Raw genomic sequence first — 21090 nt, 5'->3', positions numbered from 1 at the left:
TTGGTTATAAATAATTTAAGAAGGATCCTCTATGAAAAAGCTTTTACTTGCGATGGCTTTATTAGTGACTAGTCAATCTCAGGCCTCAATCTTTGGCGTGAAAGTAGACTATGTAAGAACCAATATCCGTTGCGTGTCTGCCCAAGATGCGAACGTAACTTACGCGCGCACAATCAATGAGTCTAAGGATGGCGTCGCCCCTTCTGTCGAGATGCTTGATTATAAATTCTGGCCACAACATGTGGGTGAAGATAAGCGTTTGATCATCACAGCAAGTAACAATGACGTTGTGACTGAGTTTAACTTCGGTCCGGGCGATTCTTCAGCGACGACTTTCCCGTTGGTTATGAAAGATGGCGATAAATACTATTGCAATATTTTGATGACCAAGTACACAGAGCGCGCACCGATCTCATTGCCGTTCTAATAGAACTCTACGCAGCCAAATCCACCCAGGGGAGTTCTTAGGTTCGTAACCTGCCCCTGGTACAGCCTTGCGACGATCAGTTGCAGGCGTCCTTGATATGCATAACATCTTAAATCGAATTTAAAGCTTTGATCTCCGTCTGGTGTCGTGAAGACCTGCTCCGACGGGGCGACGTACGTTTGTGCGATGAAGTCTTGGCCTGCGATCTCTTCAAAGACCTTCCGGCTGACCGAAGCCCCTTTATACGACTGCTTTGAGCCATAGGCACGTTTTGGTTTAAAGAAGTAGTTCTTACGCTGAGCCCAGATCTCATCCTTATTGGCGAGATCTAGAGTCAAACTCGGAGGCACGATCGAGTTGATAATGGCACTGCCCTCAGGGCAAACATCCCACTTCTCGAGGTTTGTGGGCAGTGACCAGTCAATCATGCGTTGCTTATCAGCCAGTAGCACATACTCGTGCGGGTTCGGAGAAAAGCAAGATTCCTTCGCCAGAAAGGCCGTCTTCAAAGCCGCACTTTCAGGATTGTTTAAAAAGAAATCGGTATAGCGATTGTAGATGAAGTCAAATTTCGCAGGATCAATCTGGCGGTAATCCAAAACTTGAGGATTCCATCCCCAGCCCGCAAAGAGCTCGCGATACACAAGGAACTCAGCATAAAGTCTTTGCTGCTCGGGGGCCTCATCAATGATGGCGATGCTCTTCGGAGAGCCACTCTTGCCGAAAAGTTCAAGCTCGGTTTCGATGTCTTTTTTAAATTCATTGAAAGCAAAATCAGGAACCGGCAACGGCACGCGCTTGGATTGATACATCAGATAACCGAGAGCTAGAAATGAAGCGTTCGTATTTACTTCAATGAGCTTGAGGTGATTTTCGCTATCGACGTGAAAATCATAGCTCATGCAGATTGCTTTATTGCCGGGATCTTTAATACCTAAAGCAGCGAGTTCTTCTGCATAGGATTCTTGATATTTTTTGGATTCACGCAGCCTAAAGAGTTCAGCAATACCATCCTGAGCTTCTTTGAGAATAGATTTAGGCAGACCAATCGTAAACGGCGAAATCAGATTTTCAGAAATTAAAGTTTCAAGGGGCTGGTTTTCCAGGCCCTTGAATGTTGATCTGAGATGCTGAATAAACGCGGTTTTTGTCGGCATTTTATTTCAAAGTAACGACGTGTTGTTCGCCTTGTTTCCAGCCGGCGCCGCAAAGCTCGCCAGTTTGCAAACCATGAAGAACGCGTAGAACTTCTTTCGCATCACGGCCGACAGACGTATTATGAATTCCCATATATTGAATTTTTTGATCTGGATCGATGATGAATGTGGCGCGGGTTGCGATGCCACGTTCTTCGAGCAAGATACCGTAATCACGCGCAATGCGTTTTGTGAGATCGGCAATCAGTGGATAGCCGAGGTTACCAAGATCATCACGCAGCCATCTTTTATGAGAATGAACAGAGTCAACACTCGCGCCGATCAAAACAGAATTGGTTTTTGCAAAATCAGGAAGATGCTCGCGAAATTGTGTCAATTCCGTTGGGCAGACAAAGGTAAAATCGAGAGGATAGAAGAACAAGACAACCCATTTCCCTTTATAGTCTGAAAGCGTGATATTTTTGATTTCACCACCGTCAAACACGGCTTGAGCTGTAAACTGAGGTGCTGGTTGGTCGATCATTTGCATGGTGGTTCTCCTAGTTGTAGATTCTTCAGCGATTCAAATGTTTAATGCTCGATGTTAACGCTTGTTCTTGCTGTTCGAAACTCTATTGTTGCTTCAACTTTTTTGCAGCAATGCGGACTTGGGGTCAATATGAAAATCATCTCTTGGAATCTGAATGGAATTCGTGCCTGTCATAAGAAGGGCTTGATGAACTTCGTAAAGAAAGAAAAGCCAGATATTTTCTGCGTCCAAGAAACCAAAGCGCACATCGATCAAGTTGAAGATGAAGCCAAGCATTTGGGTTATAAACACTTCTATTGGTCATCAGCAGTTCGTAAAGGCTATTCTGGAGTCGCAACCTTCACAAACGCAGAGCCGAAGCAAATGAACATTGGCTGGGGACAGGCCGAGTACTCTTCCGAAGGTCGAATCGTGATGACTGATCACGGCAAGTTCGACCTCTACAATATTTATTTTCCGAACGGCGGCTCTGGTGATGAACGACACAATTTCAAACAGCAATTTCTCAAAGACCTCAATGTGCATCTACAAGAAAAATTAAAATCAGGCCGCGAGATCATCGTGGTTGGGGATTACAACGTTGCTCGTAAAGAAATCGACGTGTTTGATCCGGTTCGTTTGTCGACTGAAAGTGGTTTCTTACCAGAAGAGCGCGCGTGGTTTGATTCTTTCTTGGATCTTGGCTTCGTGGACACCTTCCGTAAGTTTCATCCGACAGAAAAAGATCGCTATACTTGGTGGTCTTATCGTGAGCTCGCACGCATTTCGAATCGCGGCTGGAGAATTGACTACATCTGCGTTTCAAAAGGCCTTGAAAGCAGCGTAGTATCTGCTGACATTCTTGATTCTGTCGAAGGATCGGATCACTGCCCGGTTGTGGCAACGCTCTCTCTTTAAAGGAGGCTCGTCATGTTCTTTATTCCTTTGCCGATTGTGCTGATTGAAATCCTGGTGTTCACAACCTTCGTGCACTTTTTTAATTTCTGGGATGTGTTCTTTGCATATCTCGCTCCGAGTTTTTTAGGTGCTGTGCTGTTTTCACTGACGGGCAGAAGTATGATGATGGCTTTGCAAGGTGGGATGACGCAAGGACAGCTGCCGGCGGATCGAGTACTACACAAGGGCGCGCTTCTTCTTGGCAGCATCATGTTAATTATTCCCATGTTCTTAAGCCGTGTGCTTGCAATATTCCTCATCCTACCGATCTTCAGGCACATCTCGATTTACATTTTTAAGAATTTTATTTTTAAACGTCTGAAGAATTCGCCGTTCTCATTTGTTCAGTTCGGAGGATTCCCCGGCGCTACAGGTGGATTCGGTGGCGGTGGTTTTCAGCAGGGTCCGCGCTATCAGCGTTACCAAGGACCTTTTCCATTTGAAGAGGAGCCTCGGCAAGAACGCGATGTCGATGCGGTTGATATCACACCTATAGAAATCACTCATACAAAAATCACAGACGACGGTTCGAATTCAGAAGATCCCAATAAGCCAAAATAGGCTGAAAATAAAAAAGGCTGATTCATCATCAGCCTTTTTTATTTCTATGTTTTAAACCTTTACTGACCAGATGAAGAGATCATGCGGTCTTGGATGATCGGGCCGTAATATTTCTTAAACATATTCTGGCCAAGCTCTGCAGACTTCACAGTCCATTTTTCTTTATTCACAGAAACCGCCGCGATCGCGATTCTATTAGTTTCATCCATCGCGTATCCCACAAACCAATCGACACGGCCTTTAGGATTTTCAGCCGTCAAGTGACCGGTCTTGCCGCCCATCTCGATGGTTTTGAATTTCTTATTGCGAACAAGCTTACGGAAAGATTTACGAGAAGTTCCCGCCGTCACTGTTTCACCCATGAGTTCGCGAACTTTCAATGCAGACTCTGGAGTCATGATGTGACCATTATCCAAAGTCTCTGCTTTATAAAGATCTTGGCCTTGCTCATCAGTGATATTTTGCACGAGATAAGGAATCACCATTTTGCCGTCATTCGCAACGGCTGCTGCGATCATGGCCCCTTGAACAGGGCTCATACGGTTCGTCTTATTATAACCAGAAGCAACTTCAGTAAGTTCGAAGCTCTTTTCTGGTGGAACATAGGCAACACCCATTTCAACCGGGAAGTCCGAAGGGATCTCTTGGTTGAACATGAAGCGAGTTGCGTAATCATTAATATCAACTGGGTGCAGAGTCTCGAGGCTCAAACGACCGAAGGCCGTGTTGATGGAGCGCGCGAAGGCCTCTTTTAGAGTAATCGCACGAGTCCACTTCGTAACTTTGTCAGACATAACGTTTTTACGATAGAGAGTGTAATTACCACCATTGAAGTTGATCTTATGTTGAGGAGAGACGCCGGCTTTATCCACCGCTGCAGTGGCTGTAACTACTTTAAAGACAGAAGCTGCGGGGAAATTTGATTTCAGAGTCCAATTCTCAGCATTGGGATCGTCTTTTTGGAAGCTCGTCATTGCGAGAACACGGCCAGTCATCGCATCCATCATAAAGATGGCTGCGTAATCAGGCTTATAAGTCTTCAAGAGTCTTTCAGCTTCTTTTTGCATTTCAGGATCAATGCCTAAATGCACTTGAGCTTTTATAGGCTTTCCATCCCATTGCATGTCGATATTCGATGGAAATTTACCGTGTCGAACGGTATCGCCGATCGTTTTCGCGATTTCAGTGCGGTGCTCAAGCTGGCTTTTAACTTTGTCTTCGTGAACTGTGTCTTCAGCGGGAGTCCTAAAAAAGAGAAATGCAGGCAGCGTTAATGCTATCGGAATTAGCAAGAATTTTAAGGACTTAGAGCGCTGATTAGATTGTGTTTTTACTCGCATTTATTCAGTCTAACACCAGAATTCCCGTACAAACAAGGTCTGGAGCCAATTCTGCCTTAATATGACATCAGGTCTAGGTCCAGGGGCTTTTAAAATCAATCCCTGTGCGGTTTCGAAAGAAAGTGACACTCGATAAAAAAAATAATATCAGAATTAGCGATGAAAACTAAAGAGCGTATTCTTCTCACCTCCATTGATCTTTTTAATCGTAGCGGTGTTGTCGCTGTTACGACAAATCACATCGCGAAAGCTATGGAAATCAGCCCTGGAAATCTTTATTTCCACTATGATAATAAGGAAGAAATCATCATCGAGCTCTTTAAACGCATGTGTAAAGAGACCTACCAATTGTGGAGATTCCGCCGTGGTAGCGGAAAAAATCCTCTGCAATTTATCGATGAAAACTTCGAGCTCTATTGGAAGTATCGTTTCTTCCATCGCGAAATGTACTCTCTTCGCCGCAAAGATGCCGATCTTGCAAAAATGTGGCGTGTGCACTTACAGAAAATGATGAAACTCATGGACGTGCTTTACCGTCGTTGGGTTCGCGAAGGTAAAATGGCACAAATCAAAGACAAGAGTGAGATGGAGTATATCTCTGAGTCACTCCTTGCGATGTCGACCACTTTCTTGCAGTTCTTCGAGAGTGCTGAGAAGACCCCAGGTAAGCGCAGTATTGAGCGTGGTAAGCGCCACGTTTCGCGTCTTTTGTTGCCATACACCTCTGGCGAATCCAAAGACGAGTTTGAAAAATTTCTCAAAGCTTAGCGAAAAACGTCCCTCGAAACCCACTTAAAATCGATCTGAGCCCTTTTACTTTGTGGCAAGGCCCTTGCTTTAGTTCCTCACATGCCATGGGGGCATCTTAGAGGAGTTTCAGCTATGACAAAGTTTTTGGGGACCACAATTGCAATCACAGGGATGATGATGACGGCGAATATCGCGTTCGCAGGAACCAATTGTGCAGAAGTCATAGATGATCTCAAAGCAATGCAAAAGGCGAATCAAAGCATCTCAAGCAGCTTGATCAGCAACCACGAGAGCTTTGCTTCGATCCTTGAAGAGTACTCAGATACTCTCAACACCAGTGCGAGCCTTGGCCAGCCGGTGACTAAAGAAGCAGTACACAATATGAATGACAGCGCGAAAGCTTTCCGTCTTCGCGGACAAAACGCTCAGAAACTCAATACCAAATTGAATCAGGCTTCAGATCAGGTGATCGCAAAAGCCATCGAGTGCATTAAGTCCAAAAAGTAGTAAGCCCAGCGTCTGCATGGGGCGACGTTCGTTCTCCGGCGGCCGGGGTCATTGGGGTGACCTCCGACACTTTCTCATATCGCCGCCAGGAGAGTCTTTTTCTTCAAATCATGAAAACATGGATTCACTGTGCAAAAGCACCTCGTCTCAAAATGAGATTCTGAGAGGTCTTTTGCTGTCTTTCTTCAACTTAAGTCCAGCTTTATAACGCAATGCGAATTTTTAAGGAATTCCGTTTTGGACTCCATTAAAATTTAAGAAGTCTTCATTAGAATTTAAGAGTGAAAACCGCCAATGCAGCGTTATTTTCGAAGTGTCAGTTTTTCGTCTTTGGAATCAGCGAGTTATTTAATTTTAAGTTAATTTAAGATTTTCTCTTGCAAAAAATTCACGGCCAGTGATTAATAGGTCAGTTCCAAATTGGCACTTCGACGTTGAGGGAATAATCGAGGGGGTAAAGATGGCACAGACATCGCACATTTCAGAAGAATTGGTAAGCGAGTGCAGACAAAAATTGGTTCAAGCAAAAGCGGACATCCTGAACCGCGTGAAAGAAGCCCGCTTGAATCTGGATAACGACGACAAAGGTGGCGATGAGGCCGATCAAACTGTCCGCGTCCTAGCAGAGGCTGAATTTCTTAACATGCATGAACGACTTCGTAGTCAGCTCTTCGAAATCGACAGTGCACTTGGCCGCATTGAAAACGGCAGCTTCGGCTTGTGTGAAGAGACAGAAGAGGCGATTGAGCCTGAGAGACTTCGCGCAATTCCTTGGACTCGCTTAAGCATCGAAGGTGCTGAAATCCGCGAATCCATGAACAAGCGTTACGCTCGTTAGTCACAAAAGGTACCAGGTCGCTTTTCCGGACCAAGTTTAATATAGAGCTTTAAAAAAACCGCGTGGGATACACGCGGTTTTTTTATTGGCATTTCAAAGATGCGTACAGATCACTCGCGTAGCTGTACCACATATCTTGATCACCATCGTACTCGGCGCGTCCGGCAATCATTGAAACTGCCAAGCGGCGAGATGAAGCCTTCTTTTTCAAGAACTCATCGACTGTTGTGTTTTCCACGATGATAGAAGTGATCGTGTGGCCTGAAATTTTCAGAGTGCCTTCTTGAGGGTCTTGCAGATCGGAGTACTTCACCGGTTTTTCATCGGCAAGGGTGACCTCAACGTCATTTTGCTTTTGTGAAACTGTAAAGCTGTGTTTGTAAGAGACGCCTTGGCAGTGAGTCGCCGCCGAGCTCATAAAGGGCGTAAAAACCGCCGTGGCTGTTAGCAAAGAAATCGATTTCATAGGTCCTCCTGATTTGGATCAGGTTCTATCGGAGCTTGGGGATGGCGGCCAGAACTTCATGACCACCAGGAATATTTTTGCCAACAGTCAGTTAAATTTCTGGATTTGGCTGCGTCGTTGGCGTGCGCGCTGTCAAAGCGCTGCCAAGTGAAGCCACGACGATGCTGGCAACAGAGATGAGTTGCGTGGTCGTTAGCATTTCCTTCAAGAAAATGGCGCCGGCAAGGGCGGCGACAACCGGTTCAAGGCTCATTAAAATTCCAAAAGTTTTGATGGGAATGCGTTTTAGTGAAACCATCTCGAGCGAATAGGGAAGAGCACTTGAAAAAATGGCGACGGCAAGGCCGAGCGGCAGCGCTTGCCACTGCAGAAGCTTTGTTCCAGCATCGGCCACACCAAATGGAAAAGTCACCAGCGCCGCGAAGAACATACCGACGGCGGCGGTTTGTCCACCATGGGAACCTTCGCCGGCTTTTTTACCAAACACTATATATAGAGCCCAAAATCCACCGGCCGCGAATGCATACAAAGCTCCCAGTAAATCAAGCTCCGCCGACACTTCAGTCAGAGGTAAAATTAGCACAATCCCAATACCTGCAAGAATTGCCCAAACGAAGTCCAAAAGCTTGCGCGAAGAAAAAAGCGCCACCGCCAGCGGCCCCGTGAATTCGAGTGCAACAGCCACTCCGAGAGGAATACGTTCAAGAGCGAGATAAAAGAGGAGATTCATCAACCCCAGAGCTGATCCATACAAAGCAAGACGCTTCAAGTGCTGAGGGGATTTCAAAAGGGACCAAGGTCGCCAAAGCCCGAGCAACAGGGCCGCGGCCAAAGAGGTGCGCAGCAAGGTCACCCCCATAGAGCCAACGAGGGGAAAGAGCTGCTTGGCGATAGCGGCTCCCGATTGAATCGAGAGCATCGCCACTAAAAGTAAAGCAATTGCGGAAAAGGACATTATCCTTGGTTGGTTTTCACAAGCCAGCCGCACATTTTGTAAAGAACGCGTGCGCCGACGTTGCCGTCCCACTCAGCTTCCTCTTCGCCGCCGGTAGAAACTTCGTTCAAGTCGAAAGCAACGACTTGGCGGCCGCTTTTATGGATCTCGTTAAAGAGGTAAAATACCTGATCGATGCTCAAGCCACCTGGAACCGGAGTCCCTGTGCTTGGGCAGAACGCAGGATCCAAACCATCGATATCGAAAGAGATGTAAACTTTTTTCGGCAATTCTTTCAGAATATCCTGGCAGATCTGAGCCCAGCTTTCGCCACCGAGCAGGCGGCGTTTTAATTCCATATCAAAGAACGTGCGGATGTCTTTGCGGCTTTGAATAAAGTCGAATTCTTCCTCGCAGAAATCACGGATACCGATCTGTACCAGCTTCGAAGGACGCTTATCACCTGTCATCACGTTGTACATGATGGAAGCATGGGACTGAGTGAAGCCTTGATAAGCTTTACGAAGATCAGCGTGCGCATCGATGTGCAAAACACCGAAGTCGCCCTTGTGTTCTTCAGCGACAGCTTGGATCGCACCCCACGGAGTCGAGTGATCGCCGCCGACAAGTCCCAATAGCTTTTTGTTTTTCAGAACGGATTTGCATTGGTTGTAAACCCAATCAGTCATTTTCGCGCAAGCTGCGTTCACGTCCGCTGCGAGTTTATCCATGCGAGCCGTGTCTTCACTCTGGCTTGTGCGCATTTGAATGAGTTCTTGAGCGACCGCTTTGTACTTATCGTTCATCTCTTTCAACTCGTTTGGGAATTCGCGCATGAAGAAGCCTTCTTCGTAAGCCTTACCAGTCTCGAAGTCGAAGAGGTCGATCTGTTCGCTGGCTTCGCGGATGATGCGTGGACCATCCGAAGCGCCGCGGCCGTAAGAGGTGGTTACTTCCCATGGCACTGGTACCAAAGTGACTCGGGACTCGGCCTCGGTCATTGGGATCCCAAAGATACCGAATTCGGAAGAAATGGTGGTCGTTGGATCGAATTTTGGTGTCGATTTATCCATGGAAAACTCCTTCAGTGAGTGAGTCAGCTTTATGGTCCGATTTTAGCAAAAAGAAAACATTTCAAGCTCATCCTTTTGCGGCGCATTAATTGAGCAATGGCTTGATTATTTCAGCGCTTTCCCTGATTTTAGGTCCACTTTAGGGACGCACAGCCCCTAACCATACTTTGGAGGAATGTACGATGAAAGTAATGGGACAAATCTTGGCCCTTGTTGTAGTTGCTGGCCTCAGTTCTGCGGCTCTTGCGGCGAAACCTAACGAGAACGCTCCACAAGGCGGTGTTTTCAACTTGAATCTTCAAGGCGAACCACCAACTTTGCATCCAATCGCCAGCACGGACACTTACGCACAAGGCGTACAAAACTACGTTTTGGACACTTTGCTGACTCGTGACCTTGAGACGTACGCGTGGAAACCACGTGTTGCTGAAAAATGGGAAATCTCTAAAGACAACAAAGTCTTCACTTTCCACCTCCGTAAGAACGCGGTCTTCCATGACGGTAAACCTGTCACTGCAGAAGACGTAAAATTCTCTTTCGATGCTATCTTTGAACCTGCATACCAAGCAGCTCACTTGCGTCCTTACTACGAAGGCATCGCAAAAGTAGAAGTTGTGGATCCTCTCACTGTTAAAGTGACGGCAAAAGACACTTACTTCAAAAATTTCGACGTGATCGCCGGCGGTATGGCGGTTATTCCTAAGCACATCTACGGTGACGTAGAAAAATCTAAAAAAATGGTTCGTACTTTGATCGGTTGTGGTCCTTACGCTTTGGACAAGTTCGAGCGTGGCCAAATCATCACTTTGAAGCGTTTCGACAAGTGGTACGGCAACGAAGACAAAGAGTGGAAAGGCATGTACAACTTCGCAACGATCAACATGCGTTTCTACAAAGAGGAAACTGTGTACCTTGAGCGCGCTAAAAAAGGCGACTTGGATTACATCGATCTTCGCCCGGAAGCTTACGTTAAGAAAACGGAAGGCGCTCCTTGGGGTAAAACAATCATCAAGCACAAAGTTGAGAACTCTGCGCCGAAATCTTACGGTTTCGTAGGCTGGAATCTCCGTCGCGATCTTTTCCAAGATAAGAACGTGCGCGTGGCTTTGGCTCACTTGATGAACCGTGAAGAAATGAATAAGAAATTCCGTTTCGGTATGGCTGACTTGGCAACCGGTCCTACATACGTAAAGAGTGACTACGCTCCGAAAACTGTAAAACCATTCCTCTTTGACCCGAAAGCAGCGACGGAGCTTTTGGCAAAAGCGGGTTGGACTGACACAGACAAAGATGGAACTCTTGATAAAGTTGTTAACGGTAAAAAAGTGTCTTTCAAATTCACTTTGATCCACCCAAATAAAGACAACGAGAAATATTGGACTATGTACAAAGAAGACCTCAAAAAGGCCGGCATTGACATGGAAATCAAATATCTCGAGTGGAACTCATTCTTGAAGTTGATGGACGAAGGTAACTTCGACGCCGTAGCCTTGGGCTGGGGTGGTGGTGACATCACTTGGGATCCTAAACAAATCTGGCACTCTTCAAGTGCGGTTCCAGGCGGTTCTAACTTCATCGGTTACAAAAACCCTGAGGTTGATAAGTTGATCGACGAAGCTCGCCAGTCCCTAGATGAGAAAAAACGCGTGAAACTCTTGCAACAAGTGTACGAAAAGATTGCGGCAGATGCCCCTTACGTGTTCATGTTCAATGATAAATATGACCTGTACGCGACAGCGTCACGCATCCAAATGCCTGCTGAGACATTCAAGTATGGCGTTGGTGTAGACTTCTGGTGGATGGGCAAATAATCGACGAGGGTCGGTTAGGGAGTAGCGAACTTGCTGGTATATCTGATTCGCCGTTTATTGTTGATGATTCCGACGTTCTTCGGAATTACCTTGTTGACCTTTGTTGTGATCAACTTGGCTCCGGGCAGCCCTATTGAGCAGAAGTTGCAAGCAATTCGCTTCGGCTCAAGCATGGGCGGTGGCAGCGGCAATGGTCGCTCCAACGAAACGGGCGTGAATCAGGAAGTGATTGACGCTCTTAAGAAGCAATACGGTTTCGATAAACCAATCCATGTTCGCTATATAATCTGGTTGAAGAACCTCACGAAGCTCGATTTTGGTGAGAGTTTTACTTACCAAGAGCCTGTGACGGATGTGATCTTCAGTAAGTTCCCAGTGTCTATGCAGTTTGGTTTGACCTCTCTGTTCCTGACATATCTTGTGTGTATTCCTTTAGGCGTGAAGATGGCGATGAAGGCGGGCACGAATTTCGACCGCGCGACGGGCTTGGCCCTGAACTTCACCTATGCGCTTCCGCCGCTAGTTTTAGGTATTTTCTTGATCACGATCTTTGCAGGTAAGCTCGATTGGTTCCCGATCGGCAGCTTGAAGTCCGACAATTATGATGAACTCTCAACGTGGGGTCAGATCTTAGATCGCGTTCATCACTTTATTCTTCCTTTGATCTGTTACATGATCGGTGGCTTTACTCAGCTGTCTTACTTGATGAGAAACTCCATGCTTGAAGTTGTGAAGTCCGACTACGTTCGTACGGCACGCGCCAAAGGTGTTTCTGAAAAAGTGGTTCTTTATAAGCATGCTTTGAGAAACGCTTTGATCGCCTTGGTTCCAGGGATCGCCAGCTTCTTTGGTGTGTTCTTGGCGGGTTCTTTGATCATTGAGCGTATTTTCAACCTCGATGGCATGGGCCTTCTCAGTTACCAGTCTTTGCTCGTGCGCGATTATAACGTGATCATGGGTATTACATTCATTTCGTCTCTGGTATTGGTGTTCGGCCGTGTCTTCAGCGATATCGTTTATGTTCTCATTGACCCAAGGATTGACTTCAAATGATCGAGAACAAGCTGATTACCAATGAGTTGACCCTGAAGCGCTATCGTCGCTTTAAACGCAATCGTTCTGCGGTTATTTCCGTTTATATTTTCTTGTTCATGATCTTCGTGAGCTTCACGGCGGAGTTGTGGTTTAATAGCAAACCGCACGTGATGAAATATCATGGCGAACTGTATTTCCCACTCGTGAAAGACTATCACCCGTCTTTGTTTGGACGCGATGATATTCAGGTCATGGACTATCGCGCATTGCAAATGGGTGAAGGTGACTGGGAAATCTGGCCTCTCGTTCAATGGGATGCCTATGAGAGCAACTCTTTCGTAGATTCGTATCCGGCAGCTCCTTCTCGCTATAACTTGATGGGGACCGATGACCGTGGCCGTGATGTTCTCACACGCTTGGTCTATGGTTTCCGTTACACCTTCGTATATGCAGTGGGTGTTTGGTTCCTTTCCTACCTCATCGGTTGTGCTGTGGGCGCGGCGATGGGTTACATGGGCGGTAAGGTCGACTTGGTGGGAATGCGCCTGATTGAAGTTTACGAGAGTATTCCGGCCTTCTTGATTTTGATTACTTTGATTTCGATCTTTAAGCCGAATTTGTTCATGCTCGTCGTGTTCAGCGTGTTCTTTAGTTGGACGGGGATTTCTCACTACATGCGTGGTCAGTTCCTGAGCTTGAGAAAGCGCGAGTACGTTGAGGCGGCAAAAGCGATCGGTTCGACTCACAAGCGGATCGTGTTTAAGCACATCCTTCCGAATGCTTTGACTCCGATCGTGACTTTGACTCCGTTTGAAATCGCCGGAAACATTTCTTTGCTTTCGACGATGGATTACTTGGGCCTTGGATTGCCGGCACCAACTCCAAGCTGGGGTGAGTTGCTGAGCCAAGGTCAAAGCTATTTCACAACTGCAGAGTGGCTCGTATGGTATCCGACACTGGCGTTGGTTCTTACCATGAGCTTGTTGATCAATATCAACCTTGCGGTTCGCGATGCGTTCGACGCGAAATCAGCTGTCGGCTAGTTTAAAACAAAGTTAGGGATAGTTTTAAGATGCTGAAAATACGAAAAGGGCTGAATCAGATCAGCCCTTTTTTATTTTCCGAAGGCAATCGGGGCCGTTGGCTTGATCACGATGAGTCCCTTCTAATAATATTGAGTGTGAATGATGATGTTGATGACGATTCTCATAGCTTTTCTATTTATGACCGATGTGCAGGCTGCGCAGTTGCCTGTGCGTGCGGCGGTCCCGGCGGGTTTGCCTCCTCCGCTGCTATTTGAAAAAGAAGAGGAGCTCACGGGAATCGTGCCGGAATACACGCGAGCGCTGGTAGATATTTTAGGGCGCAAAGGAACGCTGAGCCTTTTACCACGCAATCGTCTGATTAAATATCTGCATAAGGGGTCCATCGATTTCCTTTGCTACACGAGCTATGCGTGGGCTGATGAAAAAGACACTTACAATTGGGCCGACACGCTGTTTATGAAGCGGGAATTCATCCTGGGACCTGCGCCGATGCCGAAAGACTTCAGCGGTCTTAAAGGAAAAACTATCGGAACGATGCTGGCTTATTTTTATCCAAAACTCGATAAGATGTTTAAGGATGGCAGTTTGATTCGTGAAGATGGCCCGACAGAAGAAGCCAATCTTGTGAAGCTTCGCCAAAATCATATCGAGTACCTGATCGTGGATGAGGTTTTTCTAAATTATTATAAAAAGAATAATCCAGAGATCGAAAAGGGACGTGAGCGTCTTTCGTTAGGCGAATACCCTGTGTCTTGTTCATTGAGCAAAAAGGGCCGTGTTACGGTGAAGGAACTCAATAAGGCCATCGCTAAATTAAAATCCTCGGGCAAGCTGCAAGAGATCTTCGATAAATATGGCACTCCAGTTTTCAGATAAAATCCCGCTGTCGCTAGGTTGAGTTCAATAAAAATCCGCATTGTTTCGAACGCGGTTTTTTTCTATTTCTTTGTTGTCGACGATCGGTCCTTTTTACTTTCTGGGGATGTTTCGTGGAAGGCTTGATTAGATCAAGCCTCTTCCAGTAAAACTATGGTGATGGCGTTGTTGATGTTTTTTACTGCTTTTCTATTTATGGCCAACGTGAAGGCTGATTCTGGCTTACCGGTGCGGGCCGCGGTGCCAGCGGGACTGCCGCCGCCGTTGCTTTTTGAAAAAGGAGAGGAGCTGACAGGGATCGTTCCTGAATACACGCGGGCTTTGATTGAGTTCTTGGGACATAAAGGATCGGTGAGTTTGCTTCCGCGCAATCGGATCCTCAAATACTTCCGTCAAGGGTCCGCAGATTTTTTGTGCTACGCAAGCTATGCCTGGGCAGACGAGAGAGACACCTACAATTGGTCCGATACACTCTTTACTAAGCGCGAATGGATTCTAGGGCCAGCGCCGATGCCGAAAGAGATTAAAGGCCTCAAGGGCAAAACCATCGGGACGATGTTGGGATACTTCTATCCAGATCTTGAGAAGATGCTCAAAGACGGATCTTTGCATCGCGAAGATGGCCCATCAGAAGAAGCGAATCTAGTAAAACTTCGTAATCACCACCTCGAGTATCTGATCGTGGATGAGGTTTTCCTCAATTACTATAAGAAGGACAATCCTGACATCGAAAAAGGCCGCGAGCGGCTATTGCTTCGCGAGTATCCTGTGTCCTGCGCATTGAGTAAGAAGGGCCGGGTGACGGTGGAGGAACTCAACAAAGCTATCGCGAAGCTAAGGTCTTCGGGCAAGTTACAAGAGATCTTTGATAAATATGGCACACCGATTTTGAAGTAGAAAATCGCACGATTTCCAATTTGTACTAGAAAAATTTAATATAAGTCTTTCAAGCTAACTCAGTTCTATAAACAAAATTAGTTATAAATTTAATTTCTGATCATACAGTATTGTTTATGTTTCAATTTCTTGTTTTTAGTATAGTCGCAATTTCAGCGAACTTTGCTTTTGCTTTGACGTGCTCTTCAGGGGAATACCTAGTTCTTGGCCATCATAGAAAGGGCTACGTTCGATCAGATGGCACCTTTGTTAAAGCTACCAATGTAAAAACCCATTGTCGAAGCCGCTCCAGAGGCTATGAATATGCAATAGATAAATTTAAAGATGGAACTTCTTTAAATTGGCCGCATAAAGGTGAGAGTCCACGTTCTTGGTCGGAGGAAGATAAAGAACGTGTTATTGAGGCTTTAGAAGGACTGCCTGAAAATCTCTTTGTTGATAGCCTATCTGGAATTTATCGATTTAAGCGCTCTAAAGATTTTCCGATGGAATTGGCTCCGAATGGAGAAATATACTGGGAAGGTCGTAAAAGTGGATATATTGAAGAAGATGGAAAACTTTCACATGAAGAAGATTACGCAAATAATGTTGAACATTTTCTTTACGATCCTGATAACCTTAAAAAGGTAACACTTAATGCTTATGACTGGATTAAAAAGCATTTCGGTAGCGATTTTAAGCTTAAGGGGAGTAAAAAATGAGATATTTTTTAATGCTATCAAGCTTTATCGTTTTATCATGTGCATCGTTTTCTGGTAATTCGCGCGGTGATTCTTTTCAATTTGAGCACTTGTCAAAATTGAATATTGGTATAACCACCGAGCAAGATGTGATTGGGTTGTTTGGCTCGCCAACGAGTATGGAAGAAAAGCAAGGATACTACACCTTTACATATATCGATTCAAAAACTGCGTTTCAGCGTGTTACTTTGAATTTCGCATCTGAAACACATAAACTCTCCGGATTCGTATGGCTGCCAAAGCAAGGTGAAAAAGAGACCTCATTGGAAGACGTGAAGCAATCCTTTAGGAATAGCCATTTTGAAGAGCGTCGTGTTTTCGGCAAAAATCCTCATATGATTTTAGAGGTCGTGAGTTATGTCGATAATAAATCGGGAATCACTATTAAGCTTAATTCGGATGGCAAGAGTGTTGAAGCCATTGCTATGTATGATGTCGGAAATCGACTTCCTACGTCTGATAATAAAAATGAGCAAATTCCGTACACCTTTGGTGATGAGCTAAAAGCTTCTAAATAAAAAAGGGAGCCTGTACCTCCCTTTTTTATATCTGATTACTCTGCTTCTTCGAGGTATGTGTAACCTGAGAGACCTTCTTCATAGTGCTTAATCAGCAACTTCGCTTCTTGCTTGGTGATCGTACCGCGCTGGATGCTTTCTTCCGTTGCTTGGCGAACGTTGTCGACCATTTCAGAACGGCCGTACTGAACGTAGCTGAGAACTTCAGTCACTGTATCGCCCGGAACATAGTGGTCGATGGTGTAACCCACTTCGCTCAACGAGATGTGAACTGCATCGGTATCACCGAACAAGTTATGCAAGTCGCCCAAGATCTCTTGGTAGGCGCCTGTCAGGAAGATGCCCATGTAGTATTGCTGGCCTTCAGTGTAATCGTGCACGCGCACGGTTTCTTTAGGTTCGCCAGACTCAGTGTCGATGAATTTTTCGATCACGCCGTCAGAGTCACATGTCAAATCCGCCAAAGTTGCGCTGCGAGTTGGCTCTTCGCCCAAACGGTGGATTGGCATGATTGGGAACAACTGTCCTACGGCCCAAGAATCCGGAATGGACTGGAAGACAGAGAAGTTTGCGAAGTAAGTATCGCAAAGCTCTTTACCCAAAGCTGCTTGGATGTCTTCAGTGTCTGGAGTTGTGCGAGCCATGATCACCATTTTTGTAGCGATCGCGAAATACATCGTTTCGCACCATGCACGTTGCTCAAGAGTCAAAACGCCGTATGTGAAGAGTTGCAATGTCTCTTGCTTAGCTTGAGTCAAGTCATTGAAGCACTCGTTGAGATTGTCTTTGTTCACTTTCTCAAAGATGTACTGCATGTCTTGCATGATCGTTGGATCTTTTTTTGTCGCTGGACGAGGTGGTTCCATGCGATGAAGATCGTTAACGCCCAAGACGTTGAAAATCAAAACCGAGTGATGCGCCACCAAGAAGCGGCCAGACTCAGTCACGATGTTTGGATGAGGAACGCCTTTTTCATCGCAAAGAGCTTGAAGCACAGACACGATGTCGTTGGCGTATTCTTGTTCGCTGTAATTCACTGAGCTGTCTGAAGAGCCGGTACCGTCGTAGTCAACGCCCAAGCCGCCGCCTACGTCGATGTACTTAAGACCCGCGCCCATAGCATGCAATTCTGTGTAGAAACGCGCGCCTTCCTTAAGGGAAGACTTAATGCTTTGGATAGACGGAACTTGTGAGCCGATGTGGTAGTGAAGGAGCTCGAGGCAATCGAGCATGCCCTCTTTTTTGAGGAACTCAACGCCTTCAACGATTTCCATCGCTGTTAGGCCGAACTTAGAACGAGCCCCCGAAGAATCAACCCATTTGCCGGCGCCTTGAGTGTTCAATTTTGCGCGGAAACCGATTTTTGGACGGGCGTTGAATTTCTTTGCCGCGTCCACGATCATTTTCAATTCTTCTTTACGGTCGACAACGATGATGGTGTTGCGGCCGAGCTTTTGCGACAAGAGCGCTGTCTCGATGTATTCGGCGTCTTTGAAGCCGTTACAGATGATGAGAGCGTTTTCAGTGCTCATCAAAGCAAGAACCACAAGAAGCTCAGGCTTAGAACCGCACTCAAGACCCATGGCATGGTTTTTACCGTGCTTAACGAGCTCTTGAACGAGGTGGCGCTGCTGGTTCACCTTGATTGGGTAAACGCCGCAGTAGTTACCCTTGTAGCTATGATCGGCGAACGCTTTTTGGAAGCAAGTGTTGAGCTGCTGAACGCGCGCTTTGATGATGTCAGGGAAACGGATCATGATTGGAACGCGGATACCGCGGTCCAAGAGGTCTTGAGTCAAATCATAGAGGTCTACAGAAGGACCAGTCGCTCCCATCGGAGTGATCGTCACATTGCCAGTCTGGTTTACGCGGAAGTATCCGTTACCCCAGTTGTTAATTCCATAAAGGGTCGCACTCTTTTCGGGACTCCATTGATTTGACATCGAAGCGTTTCCTCCTAAGGTTAATCCGTTTTGGGGCTCAGTTTCTGAGCCTGGTTTCTTTGACAAATTTTCGTTCAGTGTTTGTTCCATTTACTTCACTGTTCTATTTCACAATCAAGTTTAAAATCTTACCCGCTTTGTAAATCACCTTGTCAGGAGTTTTACCAGCTAGAACCGCCGCCACGGTCTCGACCTTGTAGGCCGCTGCCAAGGCATCCGCCTCGGAAGCATCTACTGCGGTCTCAATCGTTCCGCGCATTTTGCCGTTCACTTGAACGCCAATAGTGACCGTGTCGTCAGCGACGAGTTTGTTATCATACTTAGGCCATGGAGCCAAAGAAACAAATCCCTCGCCTCCCATTTTTTCCCAGAGCTCTTCGGCCAAGTAAGGTGCAAATGGCATCAGGAGCTGAGAGAGGGGTTTTAAAACACTCTTTGGTTTAACATTGGCTCTGTAGAGCTCGTTCACGAGGATCATCATGGCGCTGATGGCTGTATTGAAGCTCATCTTTTCGATGTCTTCGGTCACCTTCTTGATGGTTTTATGAAGGAGCTTTTCGATCTCAGCGGGCGCTGCCTCGTCGCTGGCAACAATTTGGCCGTCGTCGTTAACGATCAGGCGGCTGACACGGTCCAAGAAGCGTTTCACGCCCTCAATGCCGGTTGTCGACCAAGGTTTTTCGCTTTCAAGAGGTCCCATAAAGCAAACGAAGGTACGGAGAGAGTCCGCGCCGTATTTCAAGCTCACTTCATCCGCCGCGATCCCGTTGCCTTTGGATTTAGACATCTTTTGGTGGTCTTCGCCGAGAATCATCCCTTGGTGGGCCAATTTTTTGAATGGCTCGTCGTGGGTGACAAGGCCTGCATCGAAAAGAACCTTCATCCAGAAGCGCGAGTAGAGCAAATGTCCCACGGTGTGTTCAGGGCCGCCCACATACAAATCCACCGGCATCCAGTATTTCTCAGCCTCGGGCGAGAATGGAGCCGCGTCGTTTTGTGGATCGATGTAACGCAAGAAGTACCAAGAAGAGCCCGCAGAACCCGGCATTGTGTCGGTTTCACGCTGACCCATTTCGCCAGGAGCACCGATCGCCGCCGTGCCTGGGTACTGAACCCATTCTTTATTGCGCGCCAATGGGGCTTCGCCTTTGTCAGACGGTTCATAGTCAGCAACTTCCGGCAAGAGAACCGGCAACTCGTTGACAGGAACGCCTTTCATACCGGCTTTCGGGAAGTGCACGACCGGGAACGGTTCGCCCCAGTAGCGTTGGCGGCTAAAGAGCCAGTCACGGAGTTTGTATTGAATTTCTTTTTGGCCAATTTTTTTAGCTTCGAGAGTTTCAGTCATCTTTTTGATGGCTGCAGCTTTCGTCATGCCGTTTAAGAAATCAGAATTTACCAGAGTGCCTTCGCCTTCGAATGGCAATTTGTCGCCGCCTTCTAAAACACGCACGATTGGCAAATTGAATTTTTCTGCGAATTCAAAGTCGCGAGCGTCATGACCTGGAACTGCCATGATTGCGCCGGTTCCATAATCCATCAGAACGTAGTCGGCAATCCAGATAGGGATTTTGTGACCATTCAATGGGTTCAGTGCATAAGCACCGGTGAATACGCCGGTCTTGTCCGTGCTGGCTTTGCGGTCGACTTCAGATTTACGAGCTGAAGCGGCAACATAGTCGTCAACTGCGGGCTTGTGAGCCATCGCTGTGATCTTGGCGACGAGTGGATTTTCTGGCGCAAGCACCATAAAGGTCACGCCGAACAAAGTGTCGGGACGAGTGGTAAAAACTTCGAAAGTTTCATTTTCGCCGTCGACTTTGAAAGTGACGCGCGCGCCTTCGCTTTTACCGATCCAATTGCGCTGGCCCTCTTTGGTGCGCTCTGGCCAGTCGATCGTGTCGAGACCTTCGAGCAAGCGCTCAGCGTAGTCAGTGATTTTCAACATCCACTGCTTCATCGGCACGCGAATCACAGGGTGACCGCCGCGTTCTGATTTGCCGTCGATGATTTCATCGTTCGCCAAAACGGTTTTCAAAGCCGGGCACCAGTTCACGGGAACTTCTTTTTGATAAGCAAGCCCGCGCTCCATCAATTTCAAGAAAATGAACTGAGTCCATTTGTAATACTTTGGATCCGCTGTAGAAATTTCGCGGCTCCAGTCGAAGCTGAATCCGAAAGATTGTAAAGTATTGCGGAAGCTCGCAATCGCTTTCTCAGTGGTGATGGCCGGGTGAATGCCGGTTTGAATCGCATATTGCTCTGCTGGCAAACCGAAAGCATCGTAGCCCATTGGGTTCAAAACGTTGAAACCCACGGTGCGCTTGTAGCGAGCCATGATATCAGTGGGTGTGTAAGAGGCAATGTGACCCAAGTGCAGGCCTGAACCAGACGGATAAGGAAACATTCCGAGGGCGTAATATTTTGGTTTAGTAGAACCGTTAACGGCGCGGAAAGCGCCTTGGTCTTCCCATTTTTTTTGCCACTTTTTCTCGTATTCCGTGTGATTCAAAGCCATGAGTTCCTCGCTGAAAAATAGTCAAAAATGAATAGCTAAGAATATCGGATCTTTCAATGAAAATGGGAAGCAAAATAGCGGCAAAATTTGCCTGGATTTTCGACCTAGGACTAGTCTGGACTTCCGATGAGATTCGTCACGAACAACAAGCTTCTGTTCGGAAACTTCAATGGGGCGCGCTAAAATGG

At 46.7% G+C, this 21090-nt stretch carries 21 protein-coding genes; 13 read left to right on the top strand and 8 right to left on the bottom strand.

The window, feature by feature from the left end; translation table 11 throughout:
• The first annotated feature begins 31 nt into the window (after positions 1-31).
• Positions 32-427 carry a hypothetical protein gene (locus JSU04_00510; protein MBS1968754.1) on the top strand — a complete coding sequence of 132 codons (396 nt, stop codon included), beginning with the start codon at positions 32-34 and terminating at the stop codon, positions 425-427.
• Here JSU04_00510 and JSU04_00505 read toward each other — a convergent pair.
• Together JSU04_00505 and JSU04_00500 are read right to left on the bottom strand one after the other, a co-directional pair.
• Positions 424-1584, bottom strand: coding sequence for a hypothetical protein (locus tag JSU04_00505; GenBank protein MBS1968753.1), 1161 nt, complete (start codon positions 1582-1584; stop codon positions 424-426). The two genes, JSU04_00510 and JSU04_00505, sit on opposite strands and share 4 nt — an antisense overlap.
• Before the next feature lies 1 nt (position 1585).
• Positions 1586-2113 carry a peroxiredoxin gene (locus tag JSU04_00500; protein ID MBS1968752.1) on the bottom strand — a complete coding sequence of 176 codons (528 nt, stop codon included), beginning with the start codon at positions 2111-2113 and terminating at the stop codon, positions 1586-1588.
• Positions 2114-2164: 51 nt separating this feature from the next.
• On the opposite strand from JSU04_00500, the gene xth reads away from it, so the two are divergent.
• Both xth and JSU04_00490 read left to right on the top strand, forming a co-directional pair.
• Positions 2165-3010: an exodeoxyribonuclease III gene (xth, locus tag JSU04_00495; protein MBS1968751.1), complete on the top strand. Its 846-nt coding sequence runs from the start codon at positions 2165-2167 to the stop codon at positions 3008-3010.
• Between the two features lie 12 nt (positions 3011-3022).
• Positions 3023-3610: an FxsA family protein gene (locus JSU04_00490; protein ID MBS1968750.1), complete on the top strand. Its 588-nt coding sequence runs from the start codon at positions 3023-3025 to the stop codon at positions 3608-3610.
• A gap of 59 nt (positions 3611-3669) precedes the next feature.
• Here JSU04_00490 and JSU04_00485 read toward each other — a convergent pair whose 3' ends face one another.
• Positions 3670-4950: a penicillin-binding protein gene (locus JSU04_00485; GenBank protein MBS1968749.1), complete on the bottom strand. Its 1281-nt coding sequence runs from the start codon at positions 4948-4950 to the stop codon at positions 3670-3672.
• A 159-nt stretch (positions 4951-5109) separates the two neighbouring features.
• Between JSU04_00485 and JSU04_00480 the strand changes: the two genes are divergently transcribed.
• The 3 genes from JSU04_00480 to JSU04_00470 all read left to right on the top strand — a co-directional run bounded on the left by JSU04_00480 (position 5110) and on the right by JSU04_00470 (position 7045).
• Positions 5110-5718, top strand: a complete 609-nt coding sequence (locus tag JSU04_00480) for a TetR/AcrR family transcriptional regulator (GenBank protein MBS1968748.1) — start codon at positions 5110-5112, stop codon at positions 5716-5718.
• Positions 5719-5832: 114 nt separating this feature from the next.
• The gene (locus tag JSU04_00475) at positions 5833-6207 is read left to right on the top strand and encodes a hypothetical protein (GenBank protein MBS1968747.1); all 375 of its coding nucleotides are present in this window, start codon (positions 5833-5835) and stop codon (positions 6205-6207) included.
• A gap of 460 nt (positions 6208-6667) precedes the next feature.
• Complete coding sequence (locus JSU04_00470; GenBank protein ID MBS1968746.1) at positions 6668-7045, top strand: TraR/DksA family transcriptional regulator; 378 nt, start codon at positions 6668-6670, stop codon at positions 7043-7045.
• Between the two features lie 82 nt (positions 7046-7127).
• Here the strand turns inward: JSU04_00470 and JSU04_00465 are convergent, their stop codons facing one another.
• The 3 genes from JSU04_00465 to JSU04_00455 form a co-directional block, all read right to left on the bottom strand.
• A complete protein-coding gene (locus tag JSU04_00465) occupies positions 7128-7511 on the bottom strand; it encodes a hypothetical protein (protein ID MBS1968745.1) in 384 nt (127 codons plus the stop codon).
• A 91-nt stretch (positions 7512-7602) separates the two neighbouring features.
• On the bottom strand, positions 7603-8430 hold the full coding sequence (locus tag JSU04_00460; GenBank protein ID MBS1968744.1) for an EamA family transporter: 828 nt from the start codon (positions 8428-8430) through the stop codon (positions 7603-7605).
• A gap of 35 nt (positions 8431-8465) precedes the next feature.
• On the bottom strand, positions 8466-9518 hold the full coding sequence (locus JSU04_00455) for an agmatinase family protein (protein MBS1968743.1): 1053 nt from the start codon (positions 9516-9518) through the stop codon (positions 8466-8468).
• Between the two features lie 182 nt (positions 9519-9700).
• Here JSU04_00455 and JSU04_00450 point away from each other — a divergent pair, with 182 nt between their 5' ends.
• The 7 genes from JSU04_00450 (at position 9701) to JSU04_00420 (ending at position 16441) form a co-directional block, all read left to right on the top strand.
• Entirely contained in the window at positions 9701-11329 is a 1629-nt protein-coding gene (locus tag JSU04_00450; GenBank protein ID MBS1968742.1) for a peptide-binding protein, read from the top strand.
• Between the two features lie 63 nt (positions 11330-11392).
• On the top strand, positions 11393-12382 hold the full coding sequence (locus JSU04_00445) for an ABC transporter permease subunit (GenBank protein MBS1968741.1): 990 nt from the start codon (positions 11393-11395) through the stop codon (positions 12380-12382).
• Positions 12379-13407, top strand: coding sequence for an ABC transporter permease subunit (locus JSU04_00440; protein ID MBS1968740.1), 1029 nt, complete (start codon positions 12379-12381; stop codon positions 13405-13407). Before JSU04_00445 ends, JSU04_00440 begins: the two co-directional genes overlap by 4 nt.
• A 141-nt stretch (positions 13408-13548) precedes the next feature.
• A complete protein-coding gene (locus JSU04_00435; protein MBS1968739.1) occupies positions 13549-14286 on the top strand; it encodes a transporter substrate-binding domain-containing protein in 738 nt (245 codons plus the stop codon).
• A 165-nt stretch (positions 14287-14451) separates the two neighbouring features.
• The gene (locus tag JSU04_00430; protein MBS1968738.1) at positions 14452-15183 is read left to right on the top strand and encodes a transporter substrate-binding domain-containing protein; all 732 of its coding nucleotides are present in this window, start codon (positions 14452-14454) and stop codon (positions 15181-15183) included.
• Positions 15184-15299: 116 nt separating this feature from the next.
• On the top strand, positions 15300-15884 hold the full coding sequence (locus JSU04_00425) for a hypothetical protein (protein MBS1968737.1): 585 nt from the start codon (positions 15300-15302) through the stop codon (positions 15882-15884).
• Positions 15881-16441, top strand: a complete 561-nt coding sequence (locus tag JSU04_00420; GenBank protein MBS1968736.1) for a hypothetical protein — start codon at positions 15881-15883, stop codon at positions 16439-16441. The genes JSU04_00425 and JSU04_00420 overlap by 4 nt, the downstream gene beginning before the upstream one ends.
• A gap of 35 nt (positions 16442-16476) precedes the next feature.
• Here the strand turns inward: JSU04_00420 and speA are convergent, their stop codons facing one another.
• Together speA and JSU04_00410 are read right to left on the bottom strand one after the other, a co-directional pair.
• Complete coding sequence (gene speA, locus JSU04_00415) at positions 16477-18384, bottom strand: biosynthetic arginine decarboxylase (protein ID MBS1968735.1); 1908 nt, start codon at positions 18382-18384, stop codon at positions 16477-16479.
• A 103-nt stretch (positions 18385-18487) separates the two neighbouring features.
• Positions 18488-20902, bottom strand: a complete 2415-nt coding sequence (locus tag JSU04_00410; GenBank protein ID MBS1968734.1) for a leucine--tRNA ligase — start codon at positions 20900-20902, stop codon at positions 18488-18490.
• Between the last annotated feature and the right edge of the window lie 188 nt (positions 20903-21090).

It is taken from the genome of Bdellovibrionales bacterium, from assembly GCA_018266295.1.
GTDB lineage: Bacteria > Bdellovibrionota > Bdellovibrionia > Bdellovibrionales > Bdellovibrionaceae > JACMRP01.
The sequence above is the reverse complement of the archived record's forward strand: the minus strand, read 5'-3'. Positions and strand labels throughout refer to the sequence as shown.